The sequence below is a fragment of the Phenylobacterium deserti genome (genome assembly GCF_003254705.1).
In the GTDB taxonomy this organism is placed as follows: Bacteria; Pseudomonadota; Alphaproteobacteria; order Caulobacterales; family Caulobacteraceae; genus Phenylobacterium; species Phenylobacterium deserti.
Map to the genome: position 1 here is coordinate 1788983 of NZ_QFYR01000001.1, position 24109 is coordinate 1813091.

Consider the following 24109-nt stretch of genomic DNA (forward strand, 5'->3'; position numbering starts at 1 on the left):
GCGCGAATGAGACGGGGCTAGGATTCCAAGGAACGCGCGCGTGGCCGAAAGCAAGGTCAAGGAAGCACCCGCCGACGCCGAAGGCGGCGAAGACGGCGAGGGTGCGCCTGCCAAGAAGAAGCTTCCGCTCAAGCTGCTGATCATTATCGGCGCGGCGGTGCTTGTCGTGCTCGGCGGCGGCGGCGCAGCCGCCTTCATCTTCCTCAAGCCGAAGCCGGCGGAGGCGCATGGCGCCGAGAAGGGCCACAAACCGGAAAAGAAGAAGAAGGAAAAGAAGGAGAAGGGCGGCAAGGAAGGCGAGGGCGGCGAGGCGGCCCAAGTCCGCGAGGGCCCTGACGGCGTGCTGTTCTACACCTTGCCCGACGTGGTGGTGAACATGCAGACGGCCGATGGCCGGCCGACCTTCCTGAAGCTGAAGCTGACGCTGGAAATGCCTGACGAAGAGGCCGTGGAGGCGCTGGAGCCGAACATGCCTCGCCTGCAGGACATGTTCCAAACCTTCCTGCGCGAGCTTCGCCCCGAGGACCTCCAGGGCAGTCAGGGCTCCTACCAGCTCCGCATGGAGATCCTGCGCCGGGTGAACCTGACCCTCGCCCCCTCGAAGGCCAACGCCGTGCTGATCGAGGAGATGCTGATCAACTAGGCCGCAAGGTCTGGCTGAACGCGAAATCCCATGGCCGACGACAACGAGAACAACCTGGAAGGCGAGGGCTGGAACGCCCCGACGCCGTCGAGCGCGTCGGAGACGATGGCGTCCGAGCGGATCCTCAACCAGGACGAAATCGACAGCCTTCTGGGCTTCGACCTTTCGGAGGACGAGGCCAATGAGCGGACCGGCATCCGCGCCATCATCAACTCCGCGCTGGTCTCGTACGAGCGCCTGCCGATGCTGGAGATCGTCTTCGACCGCCTGGTGCGGTTGATGACCACCTCACTGCGGAACTTCACGTCGGACAACGTCGAGGTCAGCCTCGACAACATCTCGTCGATCCGCTTCGGCGACTACCTGAACTCCATCCCGCTGCCTGCGATCCTGTCGGTGTTCCGTGCGGTGGAGCTGAACAACTACGGCCTGCTGACGGTCGATTCCAACCTGATCTACTCGATCGTCGACGTGCTGCTGGGCGGCCGGCGCGGCACTGCCGCCATGCGCATCGAGGGCCGTCCCTACACCACCATCGAACGGGTGCTGGTCCAGCGGATGGTCGAGGTGGTGCTGGCCGACGCCCGGGAAGCGTTCGAGCCGCTGACGCCGGTGACCTTCGCCCTGGACCGCCTGGAGACCAATCCCCGTTTCGCGGCCATCGCCCGGCCGGCCAACGCCGCCATCCTGGTGAAGCTGCGCATCGACATGGAAGACCGCGGCGGGCGCATCGAGCTGCTGCTGCCCTACGCCACGCTCGAGCCCATCCGGAAGATGCTGCTGCAGCAGTTCATGGGTGAGAAGTTCGGACGCGACAACATCTGGGAAAGCCACCTCGCCACCGAGCTGTGGACCACCAACATGGAAGTGCGCGCCGTGCTGGACGAGCAGCAGGTCAGCCTGAAGCAGGTGTTGGACCTGAAGGTTGGCGACACTCTGATGCTGAACGCCGGCCCGGACTCTCCGGTCGAGTTGCGGGCGGGCGCGATTCCGCTCACCCACGGACGCATGGGGCGCCGCAATTCGCACATCGCCGTCCGCGTCGACGCGCCGCTGTCGGCGCATGCCCGCAGCGCCGTACAGAGGTTGGCATGACCATCGCCGGCCTGATCATGAACCTTGTGCTGGTCGCCCTTCTGCTGGCGGCCCTCAGCATGGGATGGCGGCTGAACCGCCGGCTCAAGGCCCTGCGCGACAGCCATGACGGCTTCGCCATCGCGGTTCGTGAGCTGAACGCTGCCGCCCTGCGGGCCGAACAGGGCCTCGCCGACCTGCGCGCCGCCACCGACGAAGCCACCGACGTGCTCGCTGACCGCATCGAGAAGGGCCGGGCGCTTGCGACCAAGCTCGAGCGGCTCGTGGAGCAAGGGCAAGGCATGACGCCGGCCCGCAGCGGCGCGGTGCGTACAAGCGCAGCCGCCCTTGAGCCGGAGCGTGAGGACGAGGACGATCGCGCGCAGGAGCGTCGCCTGGGCGCCCTGCTCGCCGCCGCGCGGGAAGCGCGCAGCCGGCCCGAGCGGCGCACCCCGCCGCCGTCGCGCCCCAAGCCCAGCTTCGAAGATGAACTGTTCGAGGACGCCCCGCCCGAGCGCGGCGCCTTCAAGCCTGTCCGCGGAGGACGCTCGTGAAGAACATGCCCCGTATCCTGCCTCTGGTGGGCCTCGCCATGGGCGGCGTCCTGGCGGTCAACGCCCTGTCTGGCGCCGAAGGGCTGCCCAATCTGATCGCGGGCGCGGGCAAGGCCTTCGCCGAAGAGCCGGCCAAGGGTCAGAAGGCGCCGGCCGCGGAGGCGCAGGCCAAGGACGCCGCGGCAAAGGCCCCCGCGCCAGCCGCCAAGGCGCCGGTCTGCGCGCCCACGGCTGCGGAACTGGCCAAGGAAGCCGGGCTGTCGCCGGCCGAGCTGCAGGTTCTGCAGAGCCTGGGCGAACGCCGCGGCCAGCTCGACCAACGCGAGGAGCAGTTGAACACCCAACTCGCCCTCCTGGCCGCTGCGGAAGCCAAGCTCGACGCCAAGGTGCGCACCCTGAACGGCCTGAAGACCGAGATCTCCGGCCTAATGGGCCAGGCCGACGCCGAACAGCAGGCGGAGGTGGAGCGTCTGGTGAAGGTGTTCGAGGGCATGAAGGCTAAGGATGCGGCCCCGCGCTTCACCATGCTCGATGACAGCGTGCGGCTGCCGATCGCTGCCAAGATGAAGGAGCGCTCGCTGTCGGCCATCATCGCCCTGATGCCGCCGGCGGAAGCCAAGAAGCTGACGGAAGCTCTGGCCAAGCGGTTCTCGGAAGCCAAGAAGGTGGCGGAGAACGCCGCCGCCACGGCTAACCCGGCGGCCGCCACCGCCGCGCCCGCGCCGCGCGCTGGCGCCAACCGTCAGGCTGCCGCGCCCAAGCCTGCGGCGCCTGCCGCGCCGAAAGCCGGATAAGGCATGAGCCTGCGCCAGACGCTGCGTTCGGGCGTCGCCGCGGTCTGCATCGCGGGTGTGGCTGCGCCGGCTGGCGCGGCGGCCCCGGCTGCTGCTCGCGAGCCGCTCGACGTGCGCGTGGCCCAGGCCGAGACCTTTTCCCGTGTCGAGTTCCATGGTCTGCGGCCCGCCAGCCGGCGCGACGGCCAGACCCTGACCTTCAGCTTCCCGCGCGACGCCGATCCGGATATCGCGCGTCTGCGCACCTCGCCGCCCAAGTGGATCAAGACGGCGGAGAAGCGGCGTGTCGGCGGCAAGCTGCAGCTGGTCCTGACGCTCGCCGATGACGCCGACGCCAAGGTGGGCGTCGCGGACGGAGCCACCTACGTCAACGTCTTCGAGAAACCGAAGCCCGAGGAGGCGCCTGAAGAGGCGAAGGTCGAGGCGGCGGCCGAGCCGGCCAAACCCGAGGCGCCCCGCCCGAACCCGGTTCCCGCAAGCGGTGTGGTCCGTCCGGAGATCGAGATCGCCGGCGCTCAGGTGCAGTTCAAGTTCCAGTGGGCCAATCCGGCGGGCGCCGCGGTGTTCCGCCGGGGCGATGCGCTGTGGGTGGTGTTCGATGCGCCGGCTACGCTGGACGTCTCGAAGGCGCCGCGGGGGCTGACCCAGTTCCGCGACGCCCAAGCATTCCGCGGGCAGGACTACTCCGCCGTGCGCCTGCAGGTGCCGCGCGACACGCCGGTGTTCGCCGTCTCCGAAGGCGCGGCTTGGACGCTCGCGATCGGGCCAGGCGACCAGGCCGCGCCCGGCATGGTCAAGGTGGATCGCGACGCTACCGAAGGACCCGCCGTGCTGAAGGCCGCCTTGGCCGGCGCCACGCGGGCGATCCGGCTGAGCGATCCCATGGTCGGCGACGAGCTCACCGTCGTGACCGCACTGGGTCCGGCCAAGGGCGTGGCCAGCCGTCGCGAGTTCGTCCAACTGGCTCTGCTGCCCACCGTTCAGGGGCTGGCGGTGGAGTCGCGCGTCGAAGACCTGCGGGTCGAGCGGGCAGGCGACATCGTCACCATCGGCCGTACGGCGGGCCTGACCCTGTCGCCCGCCTGGGCGGTCAAGGAGCGGCAGCAGGCCGAGCTGGGCGCACCGAAGGCCGCCTCCATGCCGGGGCTGATCGATTACGAGAACTGGCCCAAGACGGGCGAGAGCGGCTTCCTTGTCCGCTACGAGACCTTGCTTGCGAAGGCGTCGGCCGAAGCGGGCGCGAAGGGCGACGATGCGCCCATCGCCGCGCGGATGGCTCTGGCTCGCTTCCTTGTGGGCTCGGAGCTGTCGTTCGAAGCGATCGGGGTGCTGAACGCTCTGGGCCGCGACCGTCCGGAGGTGATGGAGAGCGCCGAGTTCCGCGGCCTGCGCGGCGTCGCCCGCGTCATGGCGCGGCGCTTCAAGGAAGCGCAGCTCGACTTCTCCGCGCCCGTGCTGTCGGACGATCCGTCCAGCTCGCTTTGGCGCGCCTACATCGCCTCCCAGCTGGCGCAGCACAGCGAAGCCCGCACCCAGTTCTCACGCGGCGTGCAGGCGTTCAGCCTGTTCGCGCCCGTTTGGAAGGCGCGGATCGCCCGGGCCGACGCTGAGGCCGCTTTGGCGCAGGGCGACCTGGCGGGCGCCGCCGCGCGCCTGAAGCTGGCGCTGTCCGAGAAGGTCGACCCGAAGGAAGAGCTGCTCACGCGTCTGGTGCAGGCGCGGGTTTTCGAGCTGCAGGGCGACAAGTCGCGGGCGCTGAACATGTATCAGGCGATCAGCCGCGCGCCGCAGGAGTACATCGCCGCCCCGGCCTTGCTGCGGGCCACCCAGATCCAGCTGGAAACGGATCGGATCACGCCCGTGCAGGCGGCGCAGAAGTTCGACGGGCTGCGCTATCGCTGGCGTGGGGACGCGACCGAGCTGGAGACGATCCGCGCGCTCGGGCAACTGTACCTCGGGCAAGGCCGCTACCGTGAGGCGCTGGAGGCGCTGCGTTCGGCGGGGCTGCGGCTGCCGGACCTGCCGGAAGCCCTGCTGCTGCAGGCCGACTTGAACAACGCTTTCCGCTCGCTGTTCCTCGATGGGCTGGCCGACGGGCTGGAGCCGATCCAGTCGCTGGCGCTGTTCTACGACTTCAAGGAGCTGACCCCGGTCGGGGCCGACGGCGACCTGATGGTCCGCAAGCTGGTGCGCCGGCTGGTGGACGTCGACCTGCTGGACCAGGCCGCCGACCTTCTGAAGTACCAGGCCGACAACCGGTTGGACGGCGTCCCGAAGGCCCAAGTGGCCACGGATCTGGCGCTGATCTACCTGATGGACCGCAAGCCGGAGCAGGCGCTGCAGGCGATCAACAGCTCGCGCACCACCATCCTGCCGACCGCGCTGAACATTCAGCGCCGGATCATCGAGGCGCGGGCTTGGGCGGCGCTGAACCGCCACGACGCAGCGCTGGAGATCATCGAGAAGGACAACTCGCCCGACGCCCAGGACCTGCGCGCCGAGATCACCTGGAAGCAGAAGAACTGGGCGGCCGCCGGCCCGCTGTTCGAAAAGGCGCTGGGGCAGCGCTGGAAGTCGCCCTTGCCGCTCTCGAGCGAGGAAGAGGGCAAGCTGCTGCGTGCGGGCGTTTCCTACAGCCTCGCCGGCGACGGGGCGGCGCTGGATCGCCTGCACGGCCAGTACCAAGGCTTCTTCGACGGGGCGCACAATCCGGACGCCTTACGGGTGGCGCTGTCGGGGGAGCCGAGCGGCGCCCTCAGCGTCGCCGACTTCAGCCGCATGTCGGCCGACACCCAGGTGTTCGAGGGCTGGGTCGCCAAGATGAAGGAGCGGTTCCGGACCCAGCAGCGTCCGACGGCCGCGCCAGCCCGGGCTCCGGCCCGCCAGGCGCAGGCCGCGCCCGCCGCCGCGCAGGGCTGAAGCGGCGCGCTCTAGCCGCCGGCGCCTCTCTGGAAGCTTTCCACCAGACTGCCGCAAACCAGCCGCCAGCCGTCCACCAGGACGAAGAAGATCAGCTTGAACGGCAGTGAGATGGTGACCGGCGGCAACATCATCATGCCCATGCTCATCAGCACGCTGGCGACGACGAGGTCGATCACCAGGAAGGGCACGAACAGCAGGAACCCGATTTCAAAGGCGCGCTTCAGCTCGCTGATCATGAAGGCGGGGGTGACCACCCGGATCGGCGTCTCGGCCGCCGTCGCTGGGCGCGGGATCCGCGACAGGCGCACGAACAGGGCGAGGTCCTCACGGTCCACCTGGCTCAGCATGAACTGCTTCACCGGCGCGCCGGCCGCGTCGAAAGCCTGGGGCAGCTCGATCTGGTGATCCAGCAGCGGCTTGATCCCTTCCTGGTACGAGCGCTCCAGGGTGGGGCCCATCACGATTGCGGTTAGGAACAGCGACAGCGAGACGATCACCGCGTTCGGCGGACTCTGCTGCAGGCCCAGCGCCGTGCGCAGGAGGCTGAGCACCACCACGATCCGCACGAACGAGGTGGTCATGATCACGATGGACGGCGCCAGCGACAGCACCGTCAGCAGGCCGATCAGCTGGACGACCCGGTCTGTCAGGCCTGCGCCCGTGCCGACATTGACGGACAGCTGCTGGGCCACCGCCGCGGCGGGGAACACCAGCATGACGAAGGTGGTCAGGACCGCCAAGCCCGCGGCCCGGCGCCACTCGTGGGGGGGCAGGGCGCAGATGGCGCGGTAGAGCTCGCGCATCAGGCCCGCTCCGAAGGCGCGGTCGCCAACTCGCTCGAGATCACCCGGCCTTCGCCCAGAAGCAGCAGCTGCTCGCGTCCGTCACAGGAGACGATGACGAGGCGGCGAGACGGGTCGAGGACCAGCGTCTCGACCACCGCCATGCGCCGGTCCTTCTTGGCCGCGGACAGGCGAGCCAGGTACTCCGGCCCGTATCGGCGGAAGGCTACCGCGGCCAGGCCGATAAGCCCCAGCGTCAGGGCGAGCGCGAAGACCGCGCGGATGAAGTCGGCGAAATCCATGACCGCAATGCCGGTGGAAGGAGTGTTCGCCCGCTTGTGCGCCTGACTCTCTTAAGCGGTGATTAACCCTGTTTATTCACCATGTTCCTCATGGACATGTCCCAGATTCCGCTTTTCGCCATGCTGAGGGGCCGCCTCGGCTACCTGAGCGAGCGCCAGCGGCTGATCTCCGAGAACGTGGCCAACTCTGACACGCCCGGCTACGCGCCCCGTGACCTGAAGGCGTTCAACTTCCAGGCGCAGATCAAGGCGGCCCAGGTGATGACGCCGGCAGTGACCCAGGCGGGCCACATGCTGCCGCCGAACGCCAAGACGGGCGCGGCCGCCGGGGTGAAGGAGATCAAGACGCGCGACTCCGAGACGACGCTCGACGGCAACTCCGTCGTGCTCGAGGAGGAGATGATGAAGATGAGCGAGGCGCGGATGAGCTACGACGCAGCCATCGGCTTCTACCAGAAGTCCATGAACCTGCTGCGCATGGCCGCCCGGGCGCCTGGCCGCTGAATCGCCCTAAGGAGATCGGGCCATGCCTCAGGTGAAATCCACATCGCAGGTCGCTCAGGCCATCGCCGCGTCCGCCCTGCGCGCGCAGCAGGCCCGCATGCGGGTCATCGCCGAGAACATCGCCAACGCGAACTCGACCTCCCGCACCCCCGGCGGCGATCCCTACCGGCGTCAGGCGCCGATCTTTGAGCCCACCGACGTGGCGGGCGGCGGGACGGGCGTTCGCATGGCGCGCGCCGAGGGTGACCAGAAGCCGTTCAAGACCGAGTACGAGCCGGGCAACCCGTCCGCCGACGCTCAGGGCTATGTAAAGCTGCCCAATGTCGATCCGCTGATCGAGGCGCTCGACATGAAGGAGGCCCAGCGGGCCTACGAGGCCAACCTCAACGTCATCGAGACGGCGCGGTCGATGGAGAACCGCACCCTCGACCTCCTGAAGAAGTAGGCTGAGCGATGATCACCGCCCTTTCCGCCGCCAACGCTTACGCCAAGATGCAGAAGGCGGCCGGCATCGACGCCGGCCTGGGCGGCGGCGCGCCCGTGCAAGGGCAGGGCGGCTTCGGCGATCTGCTCAAGGCGGCGATGAGCGATGCGGTGCAGACGTCTCGCACGGCCGAGACCCAGATCGCCAACCAGGTGCAGGGCAAGGCCGAGCTGATCGACGTGGTCACCGCCATCTCGGCGGCCGAGCACAGCCTGGAGACCGTCATGGCGGTGCGCGACCAGGTGATCAGCGCCTACCAGGAAATCATGCGCATGCCGATCTGACGGCGGGATCGCTCCCGCCGCCAGAGGCTGCACGTCCTATTTGATCACGCCGCAGGCGACCCGCGCGCCCGCGCCGCCGATGGGCTGGGTGGTCTGGTCGTCGGCGCTGGCGTGGATCAGCAGGGCCGAGCCGTTGGCGTCCTGCAGGCCCTGACGGCCGCCCGCGCCCTTGAGCGAAACCAGGGTTGAATAGAACTCGCCCGTGGCAGAGCCGTCGGCGGCGGCGAACAGGTTGGGCAGGTCGCCAGTCTCGTTGGCGTCGGGGTTCAGCAGGCCGTGCTTGCGGTCGCCCCCGCCGTGGGTGTGGCCGCCGGCCGAGGTGAAGTCCGACTTCGAGCAGTCGCCGGTTTCATGGAAGTGCAGGCCGTGCCAGCCGGGGGTGAGACCGCGGGCCTCGACGCGGATCAGCACGCCCTTGGGCGCGTCGGTCAGGGTGGCGGAGCCCGCCGAGGCGCCGGCGGCGTTCTTCAGCTCGACCTTCACGGTCGCCGGTTGGGCCAGGGCCGCGGAGCTGGCCAGGGCGGCGGCGAGCGCAAGAGGAAGGGCGCGGATCGTCATGGGAAACTCCTTGGACTTGAGGGCGGCGATCTAATCAGCCGATCGCGGCAATCCCAAGCCCCGTGACGCTCCGCGCCCAGACCCCGAGGGTCACGCCACCGTGAGGCGGACGTCCAGGTTGTTGCGGGTGGCGTGGGAGTAGGGGCAGACCACGTGGGCGGCCTGGGTCAGGGCTTCGGCCGTTTCACGGTCGACGCCGGGCAGGCTGACGGTCAGGGCGACATCGAGGCCGAAGCCTTCGCCGTCGTCGCGCTTGCCGATGCCGACCTGGGCGGTGACGGTGCTGTCGTCTGAGATCTTCACCTTGCGCTGGCTGGCCACGAACTTGAGGGCGCCGAGGAAGCAGGCGGCGTAGCCGGAGGCGAACAGCTGCTCCGGGTTGGTCCCTTCACCGCCTTGGCCGCCGAGTTCCTTGGGGGTGACCAGGGTGACCGCGAGGGCGCCGTCGGCGGTCTTGGCCGAACCGGTGCGGCCGCCGGTGGCGGTGCTCTGGGTGCTGTACAGAATACGCATACCTAGCTCCTGTGTGTCTTGCGATAGAAGTTATTGCGATATGCAATGGGTAGCGGCCGGCGGCGGCCTTGTCCAGCGGTAATTTATCGCGATATGATTTGTCGTGAGGTGGAGGTGTTGGCGATGACCAAGAGCGAAGGACCGATCGGCCTGGAGGACCAGGTCTGCTTCGGCGTCTATTCGGCCGGGATCGCCATCCAGCGGGCGTACAAGCCGCTGCTGGACCAGCTGGGGATCACCTATCCGCAGTACCTGGTGCTGAACCTTCTGTGGCGGCAGGACGCCCAGACGGTGGGGCGGCTGGCCGATCAGCTGGCGCTGGAGTCGAGCACGCTGACGCCGCTGCTGAAGCGGCTGGAAGGCGCCGGGCTGGTGCGACGCGAGCGTAACCCGGCCGACGAGCGGCAGGTGCACATCGCCCTGACGGAGGCCGGCCGCGCCCTGCGCACCCGGGCCAGCTGCCTGGGCGAGCGGCTGCTTGCCGCCTCGCAGATGAGCATCGCCGAGCTGTCGGAGCTGAACCGCAGCGTCCGCAAGCTGCGCGACCGGATCTACGCTGACATCGGCGGCTGGACGCCCGATACGCCGGCCTGATCAGGGCGCCGGGGTCGCAGGTCCAAGCCAGCGGTCGCGGAAGGCGAGCTGGGCGCGGCTGGGCTTCAGACCGGCGTTTTCGAACCGCACCACCTCGAGGGTGGAGTCGGCCGCCACCTTAAGGTCGGCCTCGCGCGTCTGGCCACGCTGGATGAACCGCACCTTGGCCGTCTCGTCCGGCTTCAGGCGCTCGAGGGCGTCCTGCCAGTCGGCGTCGGCGGCGAACTCGAAGCGGCCGATGCCCAGGATACGGTCGCCCCTTTCAACGCCGGCGGCGTAGAGCGCCGAGCCGGGCGCGGGCGCCTCGTCGAGGATCACCTCCGAGCCGCTGACCCGCACGCGCTGGGCGCCCAACCAGGCCTTCTTGGGCGACTTGGGCCGAAGCTTCAGGCCGGCGCGGGCGAACAGGGGCTCGAAGTCGGGCAGGGCGCTGCCCTGGATGCTGGCGGCAAAGAAGCGCTCGGCGAAACGGGCGTCGCCGGACACTTCGGCCAGGGCGGCCTGAAGGTCCTGCGGCCTGTAGGGCGTCTCCGACACGCCGTGGGTGCGCCACAGGCGCTTCATGTAGTCGTCCAGGGTCGCGGTCCTGGGCCGGCCGCGCAGCTCCAGGTCCAGGGCCAGGCCGATCACCGCCCCGTAGGGATAGTAGGAGGTGAAGATGTTCGGGTTGGTGGGGTCCAGGGCTGCGGCGGCGTCCACGAAGGGCGCGCGCAGGCTCATCTCCTGGGGCGAGCCGTACTGGCGGCCGGGCCCGTTCACTACGCCGTTCAGGGTGCGGCTGAGGTCCGCCAGGTAGGCGTCCACCGTGGACTGGCCCGAGCGGCGGATCAGCAGCGGGCCGTAGTACTGGGTGAAGCCCTCGGCCAGCCACAGGGAGGGCGTGGGGTTGGCCCGGGTGAAGTCGAAGGGCTCGAGCTCGGCCGGGCGGATACGCTCCACATTCCAGGCGTGGAACAGCTCGTGGCTGGCAGTGCCGAGCTGGGCGAAATTCGCCCGAAACAGCGAGCTGGCGTTGCTGATGATGGTGGAGTTGCGGTGCTCCATGCCGTCGCCGGTGATCTGCGGCAGGTAGTCGGCGATGAAGGTGTAGGTCCCGAAGTCGAACCTCGGCGCCTGGCCGAACACCTTGATGTGCTCGGGGACGATCTTCTTCAGCTTCTCGGCGAACTGGTCGGCGTCGGCCTCCGTGCCGTTGTGATGCAGCGCCAGCCGGAAGGTGTAGGTGCGGCCGCCGTCAGCGACCTGCCACTCGCGCAGGTCGAAGTCGCTGAGCTCGGTCGGGCTGTCCATGAAGTACTGGAGGTTCGGCGCCCAGAAGGTGTCCGCGAGGCCGGCGGCCGGCGGCAGCTGGGTGGCGATCTTCCAGGCCGGATCGGCGCGCTTGAAGCTGACGCGGATCGGCTTGTCGTCGAAGCCCGAGGCCCAGAGGAAGGTGGCCGGCATGTTCAGGTGCGCGTGGGTGGCGTCCACCTGGGAGTAGGTGCCGTCGCCACGGTCCGCATAGAGGGTGTAGGTGACCTTCACGACGCCGTCGTGGCCGGCGACGGTCCAGCCGTAAGGGTCGGTGCGATCGATCTTGAGGGCGCGGCCGGCGCCGTCCACCGCCGTGACGCGGTAGACGTTCTTGGCGAACTCGTGGATCGCGTAACGCCCCGGGGACGAACGCGACATCTGCAGCTTCAGAGGGCCGGCGGGCACGCCGCGCCAGGTGGCGGTCACCTGCGCCTCGTGGTGGGCGGCGTTGTCGAACGCAATCTCGTACTGCACGGGCGCGCCGGCGCCCGGATCACGGGCGGCGGCGACCTGAGCGCCGAGGCTGCCCGGCGCCGGATCCTGAGCCTGAACCCCGCTGGCGGCCAGCAGGCACGCGACCGCGGCGCCGAAAAACAGATTGCGCATGAAATCCCCCCCAGCGGCGGCGCACTCTTCCGCCTGCATCAGTGCGCAGCATGGCGGCTCGGCGGTGGCGCCGCAAGCCGAGGCGGGTCGCGCCGCATCGGCCCGCTCAGGGGCGTGACTGAAGTGGGGAGTAGCCGGCCTAGCGGCGCGCCGCAGGCGTGGTGCAGCCGACAGTGTTGCTGAGCACCGGACGCCCGCAGTCCCAGACCTCGTAGCCCGGATCGCCGAGTTTTTCCTTCAGGCGTTCCGCCTCCTGCGCCAAGTCGGCGTCGGTAGGCGCGTCGATGATCTCGACGCCGCGGATGTGACCGTTCGAATCCAATCTGTAGAACCGGTACGGCACCGCCGACGCTCCCCTCATGCGTGCAGGGGGATGATGCGGGCCGCATCGAGGTTGCGAAATAAACTGGATCAAGTGGAAGCGCCTGATGGCGAAACTCTTCGTTAGATCAGCCGCTTAAGCTTGGAGGCGGCCTTCAGGAGAACGTGGCGCGCCCAGCTCAGCTTCATTCGGCCGCAGCCGCAATGTCGGCTGTTCATCAGACGCTCACGGTTGCGCCGGTTAGTGATGCCGCCGTTGCGCCGGTCGGCGTGCGCATAGTCTCGAAACCGAACGCGCCGGAGCTCTCCACTGATCAGATCCCCTCTCGCGCGGCGGCTCATCGGCGGGGCCGCGCCAACCCCCGGCGCTGAGGCGCTTTGGGCGGGCGCGTTGATCGTCCTGCCAAGCCTTGTTCGGGCGGTGCTGGCGCCGATGCTGGGCGAGACGGCTCCGTTCGCCTCCTATTTTCCCGCGGTTCTGGTGGCCAGCGTCTTCGCCGGCTGGCGCGCGGGCCTGGCCGTCACCGTCGGTGCGGCCGCAGTGGCCAACTACTTCTTCATTGCGCCGTTCGGGGAGCTCAGCCTCAGCCTTACGAACGTGGCGGCCACGGCGCTGTTTCTGGTGACCACGCTGCTGATCATCGTGGTGGCGTCCAACCTGCGCCAGACGGTGAGCGAACTGGATCGCACGGTCCGGCGCGAGGAGAGCTTGCGGGTGGAACTGGCCCACCGCGTGAAGAACAACCTGGCGGTCGTCCAGGGCCTGGCGCGGCAGACGTCGCGGCTCAGCAGCGATCCGGAAGCATTCTACCACGCGCTCAGCGGCCGGCTCATGGCCCTGGGCCAGGCGCACAATATCCTGAGCACGGGCGAGTGGGAGGCCTGCGAGGTCTCGGTGCTGGTTCGCGAAGCCTTGGGCCCGTTCCAGTCGGAAGGCAGCGTGGCTTTTCATGGCGAGGCTTGCCTGATCCCGCCGGACTCCTGCGTGCCGCTCGTGCTGGCGTTGCACGAGCTTGCGACCAATGCGGTGAAGTACGGGGCGTTGAGCGAGCCGAACGGGCGGGTGGACGTCGACTGGCGCATCGAGCCGGCGGACGGAAACCGCCTTCTTCTGCAATGGCGAGAAAGCGGCGGGCCGATCGTGCAGCCGCCGCAACGCCGCGGGCTGGGCTCGCGGCTCCTGAGGCCGCAGCCCGGCCTGGACGACGCCCGCCTGGCGTTCGATCCGGACGGCGTTCGGTGCGAATTCGAGATCGGCGGAGCGACGCGCCTGCCTGCCTAGCCGGGCGGCGCTGAGCCCTGGGCCATGCGGCCGGCGAGGCGCGACTGCCCGAAGCAGACCTACCGAACGTCAGCTAGGGTGGCTAGCAGGCGGCGACCGCCTTTCAACGCGCCTGTGATCGCGCGATCAGGGCGTCGAACTCGGCGACGTTCGTCTTCAGTTTGCTGATCGCCTGGATCGAGATGTTCACCTCGTTCGAGTGCATCTGCAGGGCCCCGGATTCGAGTGCGTCCAGCTGTTCGATGAGCAGCCCGCGTAGATACCGCCACCGGGTCACGAGGTCGGTTTGATCTTCCATGATGAATGCCTCCCTCAGAGGAGCGTCAGGCGACTTCCGCCGCAGCTTGGCGCGCCGAACCGTCTTGCACGCGTGCGAAGGCGCCGGCCGGGGGGGAGCGGACTGGCCCCTACCGGAGCGAGCCGCGGTGGATCACGCCGACGCGTTGGCGCTGGTGTCGAGACGCGAACTCGCTGCCGCCTCAGGGGCGATCGCAACGCCGAGGAAGCTCATCACGCCTTCGGAGAAGCTGATCTCATCGATCCGAACCCCCGAGTTCCGCTTCAGGCCCGACAGGTCGCGGTTCGAGAGATGAAGCGTCATGTCAGAGCGCACCAGACCGCGGCCTTCGGCCGTGGCGATCCACTGACGGATCTGCTTGATGCGAGTGTCAGTAGCCGGCGTGGCGATGGTCATGCTGAATTCCTTTGGACTTGGATTGGGGCAAGCTGATCAGGGCGCCATTGCGAGACACGGGGCCGTGCCATCGTCGAGCGCGGTTGACCGGCTGAGTCTGCGTCTCGCTCGGCCTGAGCTTCAGCGCCAGGCGCCGCACCGCGACATCTCACACCAGGCTCAGAGCAGAGATGCGTCAGGCGCGACGCGTGCTGCGCGCGTCGTTCAACAGCGTCACGCGCGGCCGTTGTTGGGCGGCTGCCGATGAGCGCGGATCGGTTAGATCGCGGCGGATCGGGCCGCCGGCGGGACGTCGCGGGTCGTTCATGATGTCGCCTTTCGAAATCTGATGGTCGCACCCAAGCGGGTTCGGCTGGCGGGTGAGCGAGCGGCGCGCATTGCGTGCAGTCGCCCGCGCTCGTTGCCCGCGCTCGGTGGTTGTGTTGATCAATGCGGCGCCACCAGACGGGCCTCGCCGACGAGGACGCAGGCCGCCCCGCCGCGTTCCTCCACCGCGCGGGCTCCAGCCCGGGCTCCGGCCACCGCTTGTTCGCGCGATTGATAGTCGCCGTAGAACGCGCCGTTCTGAGTAACGGACCAGACGCCCTTGAGCTGGGCGGCCGTGAAGGTGCGTATGGTGGTGCGAGCCATCAACGCACCAACCCTGTCATGCGGAACACGAGGGGGAGCGCGGCCCCGGCTAGCGTCAGCAGGGCGCAGGCGAGGAAAATGCCAGACATGGAGTTCTCGACGGACGCCACGACGGGAACGATCGACCGCTTCGCTGGCGGCACACGCCCGACGGCGCACCGAGGTTTATAGCCTAAACCCGGGCGTATAGGTAGGTAATTCTAAGGATTATCGATACGCCGTTGGCTGATCGCGCGTTGTCTCACGTTTTTGCTGACTCTTGCGTCAAGTCATTTCGAATAAAAGAAGCAGGCGAAAATGCTCAAAAGCCACGCTCGCCGCGCTCGTGATCAATGTCCTGGATGGCTCACGCCGCGTATGTCTAGCGACCATAAATCATAAGCGCCGGCCGCCGGGTCGATTTATTCGGTGGCGCTCGCAAGGCCAGGGAGTCGGCGCGGCGCGGCCGTCTAAGCAGACATGCCGAAGGTCAGCTAAGGGTGGAAAGCGGACCTTGTGCGGGGGGACCGTGCTACTTCGCTGTCGCGCCTCGGCTCAGGTCGCCAGAGCTCGAGCAAAGCGTGCATTTGCGCCCTTCCAAGAGAAGGCTTTCATGTACGCGTCTACGTAGGCGCCGGCCCGTGAGCCGTAGTCCATGTGATAGGCGTGCTCGTACATGTCGAGCGCGAGCAGCGGGCGGCCGTCAGCAAGGGTCTGAGTGTGATCGGAGGACCATTGGTTCACGAGCCGCTGATCGCGTTCACTCCAAGTCAACAGCACCCATCCAGAGCCCCCGCCGAGGGCCTTGCCCGTCGCCGCAAACTCTGCAGCCCACTGATCATGGCTGCCGAAGTCTCGCTCAATCGCGGTCGCCAACGCTGATGAGGGCGCTCCGCGTTCACCGAACCCATCGAAGTGGACCTCGTGCAGGACCATCGAATTCCAGGCGAGCAGCTCCTCCCGCTTCAGCCCATTCACGAGAAATGTCGGAGCGGTCGCCATGTCCAGCTTGGCGAAGTCGGTCTTGATGGCGCCGAGTCTTCTCACGGCGCCGCCGTAGTTGTTGTCGTAGTGGCTTCGGATGAGCTTCTCCGAAAGACCTGGGACCTTGCTGGGGTCGAAAGCCAGAGGTTTGGCCGAGAAAGTCAGGGGGCGCGAGGCAGGCGCAGCCTGGGAGCTCGTCGCGGCCCCAGCTGCGATGGCGGCTGTGTTGGTCAACAGAGCTCGGCGATCCAGGTCAGGCATGTCGGCTCTCCTATGGAGCTGGATGGAAGCGGAGGCGCAGCGTCCTGGTCAGTCTATGGATGGCTAGTCTCGCCACACGCAACCATGTTCCCGAAGGCAGCCACGGATCAGCAGCGGAGACGAGCCCGGCGCCCGGAGGTGGACGGCTCGCGATCCAGACAGCAGACCATCCGAAGGCCCGCTATGGGTCGGAGCTGACCTTGGCTCCCGGCGGGAAAGCGGACTTCCTTCAGCCTCGCCGCAGAGCGGACGCTCCGACGTCAGCTGGGGGTGGAAAACGGACCTACTGTTCGATGCTCAGCGCGTCGGCAAGGCGAAGGGTGTGGAGCACCGCGCCGTCAGCATCCTCGATGTCTATCCGGTGGCTGAGGACCACGCGGCCCGTTTCCTTGATCAACTCGCCAGCCAATCCCCGCGCTTGCTGAACAGCATGGGCGATTGCAGCCGCAAGATCCGGGAGGTCCTGACCCTCCGGGTCCGGCACGTCCACATAGTCGTGCAGATGGAAATAGTACCGGGCCATCAAGGCAGAGCGCGCGACCTAACGGTGGAGTTTCCGCCCATAGCTAATGGTGAGGAGCAAGCGATAAGAGCTCCCAAGCCTAGGCGGCCATGATGCGAAGCCGCTCCGAAGGCCGGATGTCCGCCTGAAGGTAGGTCCGGTTGAAATCTCCCCGTGCCGCCAGCGCATCCCAATCCAGGATGTCGACGGACTTTTGGGCTACTGCGACCGTGCCGCTCAGCGTCTTCAATGTCCGGTTCACGTGGATCGAGGTCAGGCCGGTAGCATCGGCGAGCTGGGCCTGGGTGAGCGGAAAGTCGAAACGGAGTGCCTGCTTGTCGTCTCCCTGTCGGCAGCGTGTCGCGGTCTCGCAGAGCAGGTGCGCAATACGTGCTGCCGCACTGCGGCGGCCCAGGTTCACGACCCACTGGGCAAGCACGGCGGCGTCGACCATGCAGTCCCGCCAGAAGGCCTCCGCCAGCGCGGGATAGCGCGCGGTCATCTCCCGAATGGGGCGATGCGGCACCTGAAGGATCGTCGTCGTAGACAGGGCCTGCAGGGCGGAGGTGGCGCGCGGCTCCACGACCGAATTCAGGTCGGCCATGTCGCCCGCAATGTGCAGCGCCGTGATCTGGCGCTCGCCGTTGGCGTTCTGATCGAACCGACCAAGTACGCCGCTCACCACGAAGGTGGCGTGGTCGGTCATCTCCCCTAAGGCGACATGGTCCTCATTGGGGCGCACCTGAGCCGCGTAGACAGGCAGGTTCAGGACGGCCTCCTGCTCTTCTTTGAGGAGCCGTGATCTTAGGTTGAGGCGATCTAGAAAGGGTTGGAGGTTCGAGCTGTTTCGATGAGCCACAAGCAGCGTCCCAACTTTGCAAGCGGGAGCACAACTCACTCTCAGCCATCGATGCCTGCGGGCTGAATGATCGATGATGTAAGCCAGTTAACACAGATCACTAGGCAGGCCCAATCACACTCATCGTGTCGCCGTCCGCTATGGGGCGTAAGCGGACGTCGGGATCCGCGCCGCAAGGGAGATTTGCCCTTGGCGTCGCCGCCGCTCCGCCTGCTAAGCGGCTCGTCCGGCGACGAGCCGCCGCAGCGCGGATCAGGGGCGGGCTTTCACGGGAAGCCTGAACGGCGCTCCCAAGCGGTTGAAGGCGTTCGTGGCGGCGATGGTGATCGTAAGATCGACCAGGTCCTTGGGCCCGAACGCGGCGGCAGCGGCCGCATAGGCTTCGTCGGAAGCGTGGGTCTCGCTGACGTTGGTGACCTCTTCGGCCCAGGCCAGGGCGGCGCGGTACAGGTCTGGAAACAGGTGCGGGACCTCGCGCCAGACGGGAACGAGAACGACCTTCTCGATGGGCATCGTCTTCAGCAAGTCCCGCGTATGGAGGTCGATGCAATGCGCGCATCCGTTGATCTGCGAGACCCGAAGGAAGACCAGGTGGATCAACTCCTCCGGGAGTTCGGTGCTGTGGGTCACGTAGTGGTGCAGTCCGAACAGAGCCTTGGCTCCCTCCGGCGCAACGTTGTGCCAAACAAGGCGGGTGAGGTCGGTCATGCGGAGCTCCGTCACGGTGACGCCGTTCATCGGCGATCGGAGCTGTGACGAGACAGCCGCTGCTGGCGTGACATCTGCCGGCGCGAAGTGGCGGCTTTCGCCGCTGCAGATCAGGGAGCTGCGCCGAGGGCCAGGCCGTAGAGCAGGCCCGCCGCCGCGCAGGCCAGGAGCAGCGGGATCATGCCGACCTTGAAGCGGAAGGCGGCGATGGCGGCGGCGAGGGCCAGGAGGGCGCTGGGCAGGTTCAGCGAGGACAGCACCGGCAGTTCGAGGTCAGCGCCGAAGCCTTGCAGACGGACCATGCGCCCGAACAGCACGTGCAGGGCGAACCAAAGGGCGAGGTTCATGATCACGCCGACGACGGCGGCGCTGATGGCGGCGAGGGCGGCGTTCAGGGCGCGCGCGCCGCGCAGCGCTTCCACGAACGGCGCGCCCAGGAAGATCCAGAGGAAGCAGGGGACGAAGGTGACCCAGGTGGTCAGGGCGCCGCCCAGGATCGCCGCCGTGAGTGGGGGCAGGCCCGTGGCGGCGCGGAATGCGCCCATGAAGCCCACGAACTGGGTGACCATGATCAGGGGGCCGGGCGTCGTCTCGGCCATGCCGAGGCCGTCGAGCATCTCGCCGGGCGCGAGCCAGCGGAAGGACTCCACCGCTTCCTGCGCCACGTAGGCCAGCACCGCATAGGCGCCGCCGAAGGTGACGACGGCCATCCTGGAGAAGAACAGGCCGATCTGGCTGAACACAGCGTCGGGGCCGAGCCAGACGAGGCAGGCGAGCACGGGCGCCCACCACAGGACCAGCAGGGCGAGGCTGATCTTCAGCGACCAGGCGAGGTTCGGGCGGGCGTGGTCGGGCGTGCCTTCGCCCAGCACCGTTTCGGCGTCCGCCACTTCGGCGCCCCCGGCGGGGCCGTGACCGCCGCCCACCAGCACCTGGCGAACGCCCAGTCGGGCGGCGACGAAGCCGAAGAGGCCGGCCGCGGCGATCACCCAGGGAAAGGGGATCTTGAACACGAACAGGGCGAGGAAGGCGGCGCAGGCCAGGCCCGCCATCAGCGGGTTCTTGAGCGAGCGGCGCCCGACCCGCAGCACGGCCTGCACGACCACCACCAGGACGGCGGCTTTCAGCCCGAAGAACAGGGCCGCCACCGGCCCGACCTGGCCGAACAGGGCGTAGAGGATGCTCAGGGCCATGATGGCCAGGAAGCCGGGCAGCACGAACAGGGCGCCGGCGACGAAGCCCCCAAGCGTGCGGTGCATCAGCCAGCCGATGTAGATGGCGAGCTGCTGGGCCTCCGGTCCAGGGAGAAGCATGCAGTAGTTGAGGGCGTGCAGGAACCGCCGCTCGCCCAGCCAGCGCTTCTCCTCCACGAGGATGCGATGCATGACTGCGATCTGGCCGGCCGGGCCGCCGAAGCTCAGGGCGGCGATCCGCGCCCATACCTTCACGGCTTCGGGGAAGGGGACTTCGGGCCGAGTCGTGAGCTGGTCGTGTCGGGTCTGGTCCATGCGCGCGCTCCTTGGGTCCACGTCATGGCGGACGGGGCCGAAAGAGCGGGTTCTTGGACGCACGGGCGTCTTGATCCGGGCGACCCGCACCAGCCCGGGAGGCGTGAACCCTAGCGCCGGGGCGCGAGCGCTTCAACGGGCAGGCCTGCACGCCAGCTGAGGGCGATTTCACCAGATCCTCAGGTTCCGCTCATGACTGGACGCCGGTGGAGACGGCATGCCTGCGGGCTCACAGTCATGCCTGGAGGCGATCATGAACCGTCGTGCGACCCGTTACCTGCTGGCCTGGGGCCTGTGCCTGGCCACCGTGGCGCTGATCTATGTGGCGGAGGGGGCGCTGGGGCTGAACGGGCCGCCCAGCCGGCTGACCAAGCGCATCGAGCTGGCGGTGTTCGCAGCCGGCCTGGTCGGCATCCTGCTGTCGCGGTTCCGGGCGAAGGGGCTGGCGGCGGCGATGTTCGCGACCGGCGCGGCGCAGGCGGGGGCGTCCATTGCGGCGATCGCCGGCGGCCTGCACGACGGGTCCGCGGGGGCGATCCTCGACATCGTGGGGGTGAACCTGTTCTTCGGTCTGCTGTTCGCCGCCTCGGGGCAGCTGTTCCGCACCGCGGCCAAGCCGCGGCCGGAGGAGGGCGGGCCTGCTGCGGCCTAGCGGCCCTCGGCGCATCAGCGTCTTGCCGCGAAAGGCGCCACAGCCTCATCTAGCGGCAGGCGGGCGAGAAGGGCGTGGGGTGACGTACAGGTTCGAAGACTTCGTGCTGGATCCGGAGCAGCGGCAGCTGCGGCGGGGCGACACGGTGGTCCCGATCAGCCCCCGCTACTTCGACGCCCTCCATCTGCTGGTGGCGGAAGCCGGGCAGCTGGTAACCAAGGACCGGCTGCTGAGCGAGGTCTGGGCCGGGGTTCCGGTGACGGACGAGGCGCTGACCCAGTGCGTGCGGACCCTGCGGCGCGAGCTGGGCGACCAGGCGAGCGCGCCGCGGTTCATCGCCACCGCCACCAAGCACGGCTATCGCTTCATCGCCCCGGTGAGCCGGCTTGGGGCGGAAGAGCCGGCGCGTGAGGCGGGCGTGGTTGGGTTCGCTCTGGGCGGGGCGGCGGGCGCGGGGCTGGCGGGCGTGGCCGGCGGGCTGCTCTACGGAAGCCTGGCGATGCCTGGGGCCAGCATGGGCGGAGCCTCGGTGCTCAGCGTCCTGCTGGTGATCAATGTGGCGATCGGGCTGGTCGGCGGGTTCGGGGTGGCGCTGGGCATGGCGCTGGGCCGGGCGAGCCTCGCCCGCGCTGGCGTCGGACGCGACCTGGGCCTGGTGATCGGCGGCGCGGTGGGCGGGCTGGCGACGGGCGCGGTCTGCAAGCTGTTCGCCCTGGACCTGTTCGCCCTGCTGTTCGGCGCGGCGCCGACCGCAATGACCGGCGGGGCCGAGGGACTGGCGCTGGGCGCGACGGTGGCGGCGGGGGCGGTTGTCGGGGCGAGAGCGGGGCGGGGCCGGCTGGCGCCGGTGCTGGGCGCCGGCCTTGCGGGCGCGGCCGCGGGCGCGGCCATCATCCTGCTGGGCGGGCGGCTGATGGGCGACAGCCTGGAGCTGCTGTCGGCGACCTTCCGGGCCTCGCGCCTGACGCTGGGGCCGCTGGACGGCGGGTGGAGCCGCGTCGCGCTGGGCGCGGTGGAGGGTTTCGGATTCGGCGCTGGCGTGATCGGCGGGGCGCGCCTGGGGTGGCGTCAGCTGGCGGGCGCCCGCCCTAGGTAGTGGTCAGCCGCGCGACACGGCGGCAAGAAGCGGTCGATGATTCCCGGGTCTTCTTCCGAGAGCGACGGCGCTCGCCGGCCTGATCGGGTGCGGCTGGCCAACTGGCTGCTGTTGCGCTTCATCCTGGATGTGGCGGCGGGCCTACGGGCGTCGCGCAATCCGATGGACGGCGTCATCGTCGCGACCATCTCCCAGGCCAATGTGGCGGCCATCACCCGGGACTTGGAGCAGCAGGCCCTGTTCGGCGGAGCCGATGCGCCGCCGCCGGACGACCAGCGCCGACCGATCAGCGTCAACGCCCTCGCCAACACCCTGCGCGCGCCGTTCGAGACCGTGCGGCGCCGGGTTCGGGCGCTGGAGGCCGTCGGGCTGTGCGAGCGGCGGGAAGGCGGGCTGATCGTGCCCACGCGGGTGGTCACCACGCCCGAGTTCCTGAGCCACGTGAACTTCGCCTACGACCGGCTGCGGCAGCTGCACGCCGACCTGGAGCGGTATGGCCTGCTGCCGTCCCTGCCGCCGGCGGTCACGACGCTGGAGCCGCAGGCGCGGCCGGTGCGGGCGGTCTCGCGCCTGACCACGGACTTCATCCTGCGGGTGGTGGACGAGGTCACCGCCGAAGTGGGCGATCTGGCCGGCGCGGTGCTGTTCCTGGAGCTGGTGCGCGCCAGCACAGAGTCGCTGGACCCGGACTTGGTGGGCCTGGGCGCCTGGAGCGGGGAGCAGGTGTTCGCCGACGAACTGCGGCGCGGCGTGCGCCCCGCGCGGCTGGCGGTGGAGATCGGCCAGCCGCTGGAGACCGTGCGCCGGCACGTGCGGCGGCTGCAGGAAAACGGCTGCTGCCGGCGGGCGACGGGCGGCATGGTGGTCGGGCGCGAGGTCATGGGCGGCGCGGCGGCCACGCGAGTGATGGCCGCCAACCTGGTGAGCCTGGACCGGCTGATGGCGCAGCTGTCGCAGCAGGGCGTGCTGCAGCTGTGGAGCGCGTTGCCGCGCGGTGAGCCGGCTATGACGCGGACCGTGCCGTTCTAGTACTGCGCGAGATCAGCGACAGCAGATCGCCGAGACGGTGCGGCTGCACAAGGTAATCGTGCTATCTGAAGCTTAAGCTTATGCTCACCTGAAAGTTCTACTCACCTCACCAAGAAGAACGAGCTGGTGGGTATGACTATGGTGGCGAAGCGTGGCGCCCTCGCGGCGTGCGTGCTGATGGCCATGGCCGGAGCTGCGCAGGCGCAGGAGAAGGCCTGGTCGACGGAGATCGTCTACACGGCGGACGTGATGGGGCCGGTGTCCGGCGGCGCAAGCCGCGCGGGACGGTTCCTCGACAACCTGGACGTGGTGGTGGACGGGGACCTGGAGCGCATCGCCGGCTGGCGTGGCGCGACTGTGCACGCCCACCTGCTGAACAACAGCGGGGGCAAGCCCAACGACCTGGCGGGCACGCTGCAGGGGGTGGACAACATTGAGGTCTCGCAGGCGCGCGGGCGGCTCTACGAGCTGTGGGTCGAGCAGGCGCTGCGGGACGGGGCAGTTTCCGTGCGCGGCGGGCTCTATGCGGTGGACAGCGAGTTCTACAGCACCGAGGCGTCGGGCCTGCTGATCGCGCCGAGCTTCGGGGTTGGGTCGGAATTCGCCTCCACGGGGCCGAACGGGCCATCGATCTTTCCGCTGACCGCGCTGGCGGTGCGGGTGAAGGCGGAAGGCGGCGGGCGCTATGTGCAGGCGGCGGTGGTGAACGCCGAGCCCGCCAGCCTGAACGACGCCGAGGACCTGCAGATGGGGCTGGACGACGGCGCGATCCTGATTGGCGAGGCGGGCCTGCAGGGACCGGCGCACGTCGCCATCGGCGCCTGGACCTACACGGAAAAGCAGACGGTGCTGGAGGCGAGCCTTGCGGGCGCGCCAGGGCCGCGGCGGTCCGCGCGCGGCGGCTATGTGCTGGCTGAAGGGCCGCTGCCTCAGCGCGCAGGCTTGCCGGCGGCGTCGGTGTTCGTGCGGGCGGGGATCTCGGACGGCCAGACGACGCCGTTCCGAGGCGGCTGGCAAGCGGGCGTCCGCTTCCAAGGCGTGCTGCCGGGATCGCCGGACAGCGAGGCGTCCTTCGGCGTGCAGCAGGGATTCCTGTCCGGCAGGGCGCGCGCGGCAGGCGCGGCCGAGGGGCTGGAGCTGGGCGAGGCGGAGAGCGGCTTCGAAGCGACGCTTTCGCAGCGGTTCGGGCGCCTGACCGTGCAGCCCGACCTGCAGCTGATCCGCCATCCGAGTGGGGACCGCACGCGGGACTTGGCGGTGATCGTGGGCGCGCGGGTCAGTCTGTCGCTGCTCTAGACCAGAGCCCGGCCCGGCAAAAACTGCCGGATGGTTAACGAAAGTAGCCAATCGTTAACCATGACGTGCGGAAGGTGGGGCCTCGGTCGCTGCGGCGATTCCAGTGGCTTTGGAGAGGCTTACCCCATGAACGGCGCTGAGGTCCTGGACGTCGGTCGCGACGCGATCTGGCTGACCCTTCAGCTGTCGGCGCCCGTGCTGATCGTGGGCCTAGTGGTGGGTGTGGGCATCGGCTTGCTGCAGGCCCTGACCCAGATCCAGGAAGCGACGCTGGTCTATGCGCCCAAGATCGTGGCGATCTTCGTGTCGCTGCTGATCTTCCTGCCGCTGATGGGCGCGCTGATGAGCGGCTTCATGCGGCACATCGCCGAACGAATCGCGGCGATGTAGCGCCGAGCGCA

At 68.7% G+C, this 24109-nt stretch carries 28 protein-coding genes and 1 pseudogene; 15 read left to right on the top strand and 14 right to left on the bottom strand.

Annotated elements, in window-relative coordinates; all coding sequences use genetic code 11:
- Positions 1–40: 40 nt before the first annotated feature.
- From DJ018_RS09050 to DJ018_RS09070, 5 genes and pseudogenes are all read left to right on the top strand, one after another.
- A complete protein-coding gene (locus DJ018_RS09050; RefSeq protein WP_111514488.1) occupies positions 41–643 on the top strand; it encodes a flagellar basal body-associated FliL family protein in 603 nt (200 codons plus the stop codon).
- Positions 644–751: 108 nt separating this feature from the next.
- A pseudogene (gene fliM, locus DJ018_RS09055) lies at positions 752–1738 on the top strand (flagellar motor switch protein FliM); the annotation flags it as partial.
- Entirely contained in the window at positions 1735–2271 is a 537-nt protein-coding gene (locus tag DJ018_RS09060) for a DUF6468 domain-containing protein (protein WP_111514490.1), read from the top strand. The pseudogene fliM and the gene DJ018_RS09060, both read left to right, overlap by 4 nt.
- 5 nt (positions 2272–2276) lie before the next feature.
- The gene (locus DJ018_RS09065) at positions 2277–3065 is read left to right on the top strand and encodes a MotE family protein (RefSeq protein WP_111514748.1); all 789 of its coding nucleotides are present in this window, start codon (positions 2277–2279) and stop codon (positions 3063–3065) included.
- A gap of 3 nt (positions 3066–3068) precedes the next feature.
- Positions 3069–5984, top strand: a complete 2916-nt coding sequence (locus DJ018_RS09070; protein WP_111514491.1) for a tetratricopeptide repeat protein — start codon at positions 3069–3071, stop codon at positions 5982–5984.
- 11 nt (positions 5985–5995) lie between these two features.
- Here the strand turns inward: DJ018_RS09070 and fliP are convergent, their stop codons facing one another.
- Both fliP and DJ018_RS09080 read right to left on the bottom strand, forming a co-directional pair.
- Complete coding sequence (gene fliP, locus DJ018_RS09075) at positions 5996–6790, bottom strand: flagellar type III secretion system pore protein FliP (RefSeq protein WP_420849496.1); 795 nt, start codon at positions 6788–6790, stop codon at positions 5996–5998.
- A complete protein-coding gene (locus tag DJ018_RS09080) occupies positions 6790–7071 on the bottom strand; it encodes a flagellar biosynthetic protein FliO (RefSeq protein ID WP_111514493.1) in 282 nt (93 codons plus the stop codon). The genes fliP and DJ018_RS09080 overlap by 1 nt, the downstream gene beginning before the upstream one ends.
- A 90-nt stretch (positions 7072–7161) precedes the next feature.
- Here DJ018_RS09080 and flgB point away from each other — a divergent pair, with 90 nt between their 5' ends.
- Genes flgB through fliE form a run of 3 tightly spaced genes read left to right on the top strand, consistent with a single transcriptional unit; the run spans position 7162 to position 8343 of the window.
- Complete coding sequence (flgB, locus tag DJ018_RS09085) at positions 7162–7575, top strand: flagellar basal body rod protein FlgB (RefSeq protein ID WP_240609486.1); 414 nt, start codon at positions 7162–7164, stop codon at positions 7573–7575.
- 22 nt (positions 7576–7597) lie between these two features.
- Complete coding sequence (gene flgC / locus DJ018_RS09090; protein ID WP_111514495.1) at positions 7598–8020, top strand: flagellar basal body rod protein FlgC; 423 nt, start codon at positions 7598–7600, stop codon at positions 8018–8020.
- Between the two features lie 8 nt (positions 8021–8028).
- The gene (gene fliE, locus DJ018_RS09095; RefSeq protein WP_111514496.1) at positions 8029–8343 is read left to right on the top strand and encodes a flagellar hook-basal body complex protein FliE; all 315 of its coding nucleotides are present in this window, start codon (positions 8029–8031) and stop codon (positions 8341–8343) included.
- A gap of 36 nt (positions 8344–8379) precedes the next feature.
- Here the strand turns inward: fliE and DJ018_RS09100 are convergent, their stop codons facing one another.
- Both DJ018_RS09100 and DJ018_RS09105 read right to left on the bottom strand, forming a co-directional pair.
- Positions 8380–8901 (bottom strand): superoxide dismutase family protein, encoded by a 522-nt coding sequence (locus tag DJ018_RS09100; protein WP_111514497.1) that lies wholly within the window; start codon positions 8899–8901, stop codon positions 8380–8382.
- Positions 8902–8991: 90 nt separating this feature from the next.
- Positions 8992–9414, bottom strand: a complete 423-nt coding sequence (locus DJ018_RS09105; protein ID WP_111514498.1) for an organic hydroperoxide resistance protein — start codon at positions 9412–9414, stop codon at positions 8992–8994.
- 123 nt (positions 9415–9537) lie between these two features.
- On the opposite strand from DJ018_RS09105, the gene DJ018_RS09110 reads away from it, so the two are divergent.
- Positions 9538–10008 carry a MarR family winged helix-turn-helix transcriptional regulator gene (locus DJ018_RS09110; RefSeq protein ID WP_111514499.1) on the top strand — a complete coding sequence of 157 codons (471 nt, stop codon included), beginning with the start codon at positions 9538–9540 and terminating at the stop codon, positions 10006–10008.
- Here DJ018_RS09110 and DJ018_RS09115 read toward each other — a convergent pair whose 3' ends face one another.
- Both DJ018_RS09115 and DJ018_RS09120 read right to left on the bottom strand, forming a co-directional pair.
- A complete protein-coding gene (locus DJ018_RS09115; RefSeq protein WP_111514500.1) occupies positions 10009–11907 on the bottom strand; it encodes a M61 family metallopeptidase in 1899 nt (632 codons plus the stop codon).
- A 139-nt stretch (positions 11908–12046) separates the two neighbouring features.
- Complete coding sequence (locus DJ018_RS09120; protein ID WP_133254250.1) at positions 12047–12250, bottom strand: hypothetical protein; 204 nt, start codon at positions 12248–12250, stop codon at positions 12047–12049.
- A 318-nt stretch (positions 12251–12568) separates the two neighbouring features.
- On the opposite strand from DJ018_RS09120, the gene DJ018_RS09125 reads away from it, so the two are divergent.
- Positions 12569–13510, top strand: a complete 942-nt coding sequence (locus DJ018_RS09125) for a sensor histidine kinase (protein ID WP_420849508.1) — start codon at positions 12569–12571, stop codon at positions 13508–13510.
- A gap of 103 nt (positions 13511–13613) precedes the next feature.
- On the opposite strand, the gene DJ018_RS09130 is transcribed toward DJ018_RS09125, so the two are convergent.
- From DJ018_RS09130 to chrA, 8 genes are all read right to left on the bottom strand, one after another.
- Entirely contained in the window at positions 13614–13808 is a 195-nt protein-coding gene (locus tag DJ018_RS09130) for a hypothetical protein (RefSeq protein WP_111514503.1), read from the bottom strand.
- A 132-nt stretch (positions 13809–13940) separates the two neighbouring features.
- On the bottom strand, positions 13941–14204 hold the full coding sequence (locus DJ018_RS09135; RefSeq protein WP_111514504.1) for a hypothetical protein: 264 nt from the start codon (positions 14202–14204) through the stop codon (positions 13941–13943).
- 426 nt (positions 14205–14630) lie between these two features.
- Positions 14631–14834, bottom strand: coding sequence for a hypothetical protein (locus tag DJ018_RS09140; protein ID WP_111514505.1), 204 nt, complete (start codon positions 14832–14834; stop codon positions 14631–14633).
- Positions 14835–15368: 534 nt separating this feature from the next.
- Positions 15369–16058 (bottom strand): superoxide dismutase, encoded by a 690-nt coding sequence (locus DJ018_RS09145; protein WP_205853729.1) that lies wholly within the window; start codon positions 16056–16058, stop codon positions 15369–15371.
- Between the two features lie 283 nt (positions 16059–16341).
- Entirely contained in the window at positions 16342–16581 is a 240-nt protein-coding gene (locus DJ018_RS09150; RefSeq protein WP_111514506.1) for a DUF6894 family protein, read from the bottom strand.
- Between the two features lie 79 nt (positions 16582–16660).
- Complete coding sequence (locus DJ018_RS09155) at positions 16661–17458, bottom strand: Crp/Fnr family transcriptional regulator (RefSeq protein WP_338066134.1); 798 nt, start codon at positions 17456–17458, stop codon at positions 16661–16663.
- Positions 17459–17671: 213 nt separating this feature from the next.
- Positions 17672–18127, bottom strand: coding sequence for a carboxymuconolactone decarboxylase family protein (locus tag DJ018_RS09160; RefSeq protein ID WP_111514750.1), 456 nt, complete (start codon positions 18125–18127; stop codon positions 17672–17674).
- Between the two features lie 110 nt (positions 18128–18237).
- Complete coding sequence (gene chrA, locus DJ018_RS09165; RefSeq protein WP_111514508.1) at positions 18238–19635, bottom strand: chromate efflux transporter; 1398 nt, start codon at positions 19633–19635, stop codon at positions 18238–18240.
- A gap of 253 nt (positions 19636–19888) precedes the next feature.
- Here chrA and DJ018_RS09170 point away from each other — a divergent pair, with 253 nt between their 5' ends.
- The 5 genes from DJ018_RS09170 to fliQ all read left to right on the top strand — a co-directional run bounded on the left by DJ018_RS09170 (position 19889) and on the right by fliQ (position 24098).
- Positions 19889–20287 carry a hypothetical protein gene (locus DJ018_RS09170; RefSeq protein WP_111514509.1) on the top strand — a complete coding sequence of 133 codons (399 nt, stop codon included), beginning with the start codon at positions 19889–19891 and terminating at the stop codon, positions 20285–20287.
- Between the two features lie 79 nt (positions 20288–20366).
- Positions 20367–21383, top strand: a complete 1017-nt coding sequence (locus tag DJ018_RS19145; RefSeq protein WP_165842838.1) for a winged helix-turn-helix domain-containing protein — start codon at positions 20367–20369, stop codon at positions 21381–21383.
- A gap of 36 nt (positions 21384–21419) precedes the next feature.
- Positions 21420–22412: a hypothetical protein gene (locus tag DJ018_RS09180; protein WP_111514511.1), complete on the top strand. Its 993-nt coding sequence runs from the start codon at positions 21420–21422 to the stop codon at positions 22410–22412.
- Positions 22413–22544: 132 nt separating this feature from the next.
- The gene (locus DJ018_RS09185; RefSeq protein WP_111514512.1) at positions 22545–23708 is read left to right on the top strand and encodes a carbohydrate porin; all 1164 of its coding nucleotides are present in this window, start codon (positions 22545–22547) and stop codon (positions 23706–23708) included.
- Positions 23709–23834: 126 nt separating this feature from the next.
- Complete coding sequence (gene fliQ / locus DJ018_RS09190) at positions 23835–24098, top strand: flagellar biosynthesis protein FliQ (protein WP_111514513.1); 264 nt, start codon at positions 23835–23837, stop codon at positions 24096–24098.
- Positions 24099–24109: the final 11 nt, after the last annotated feature.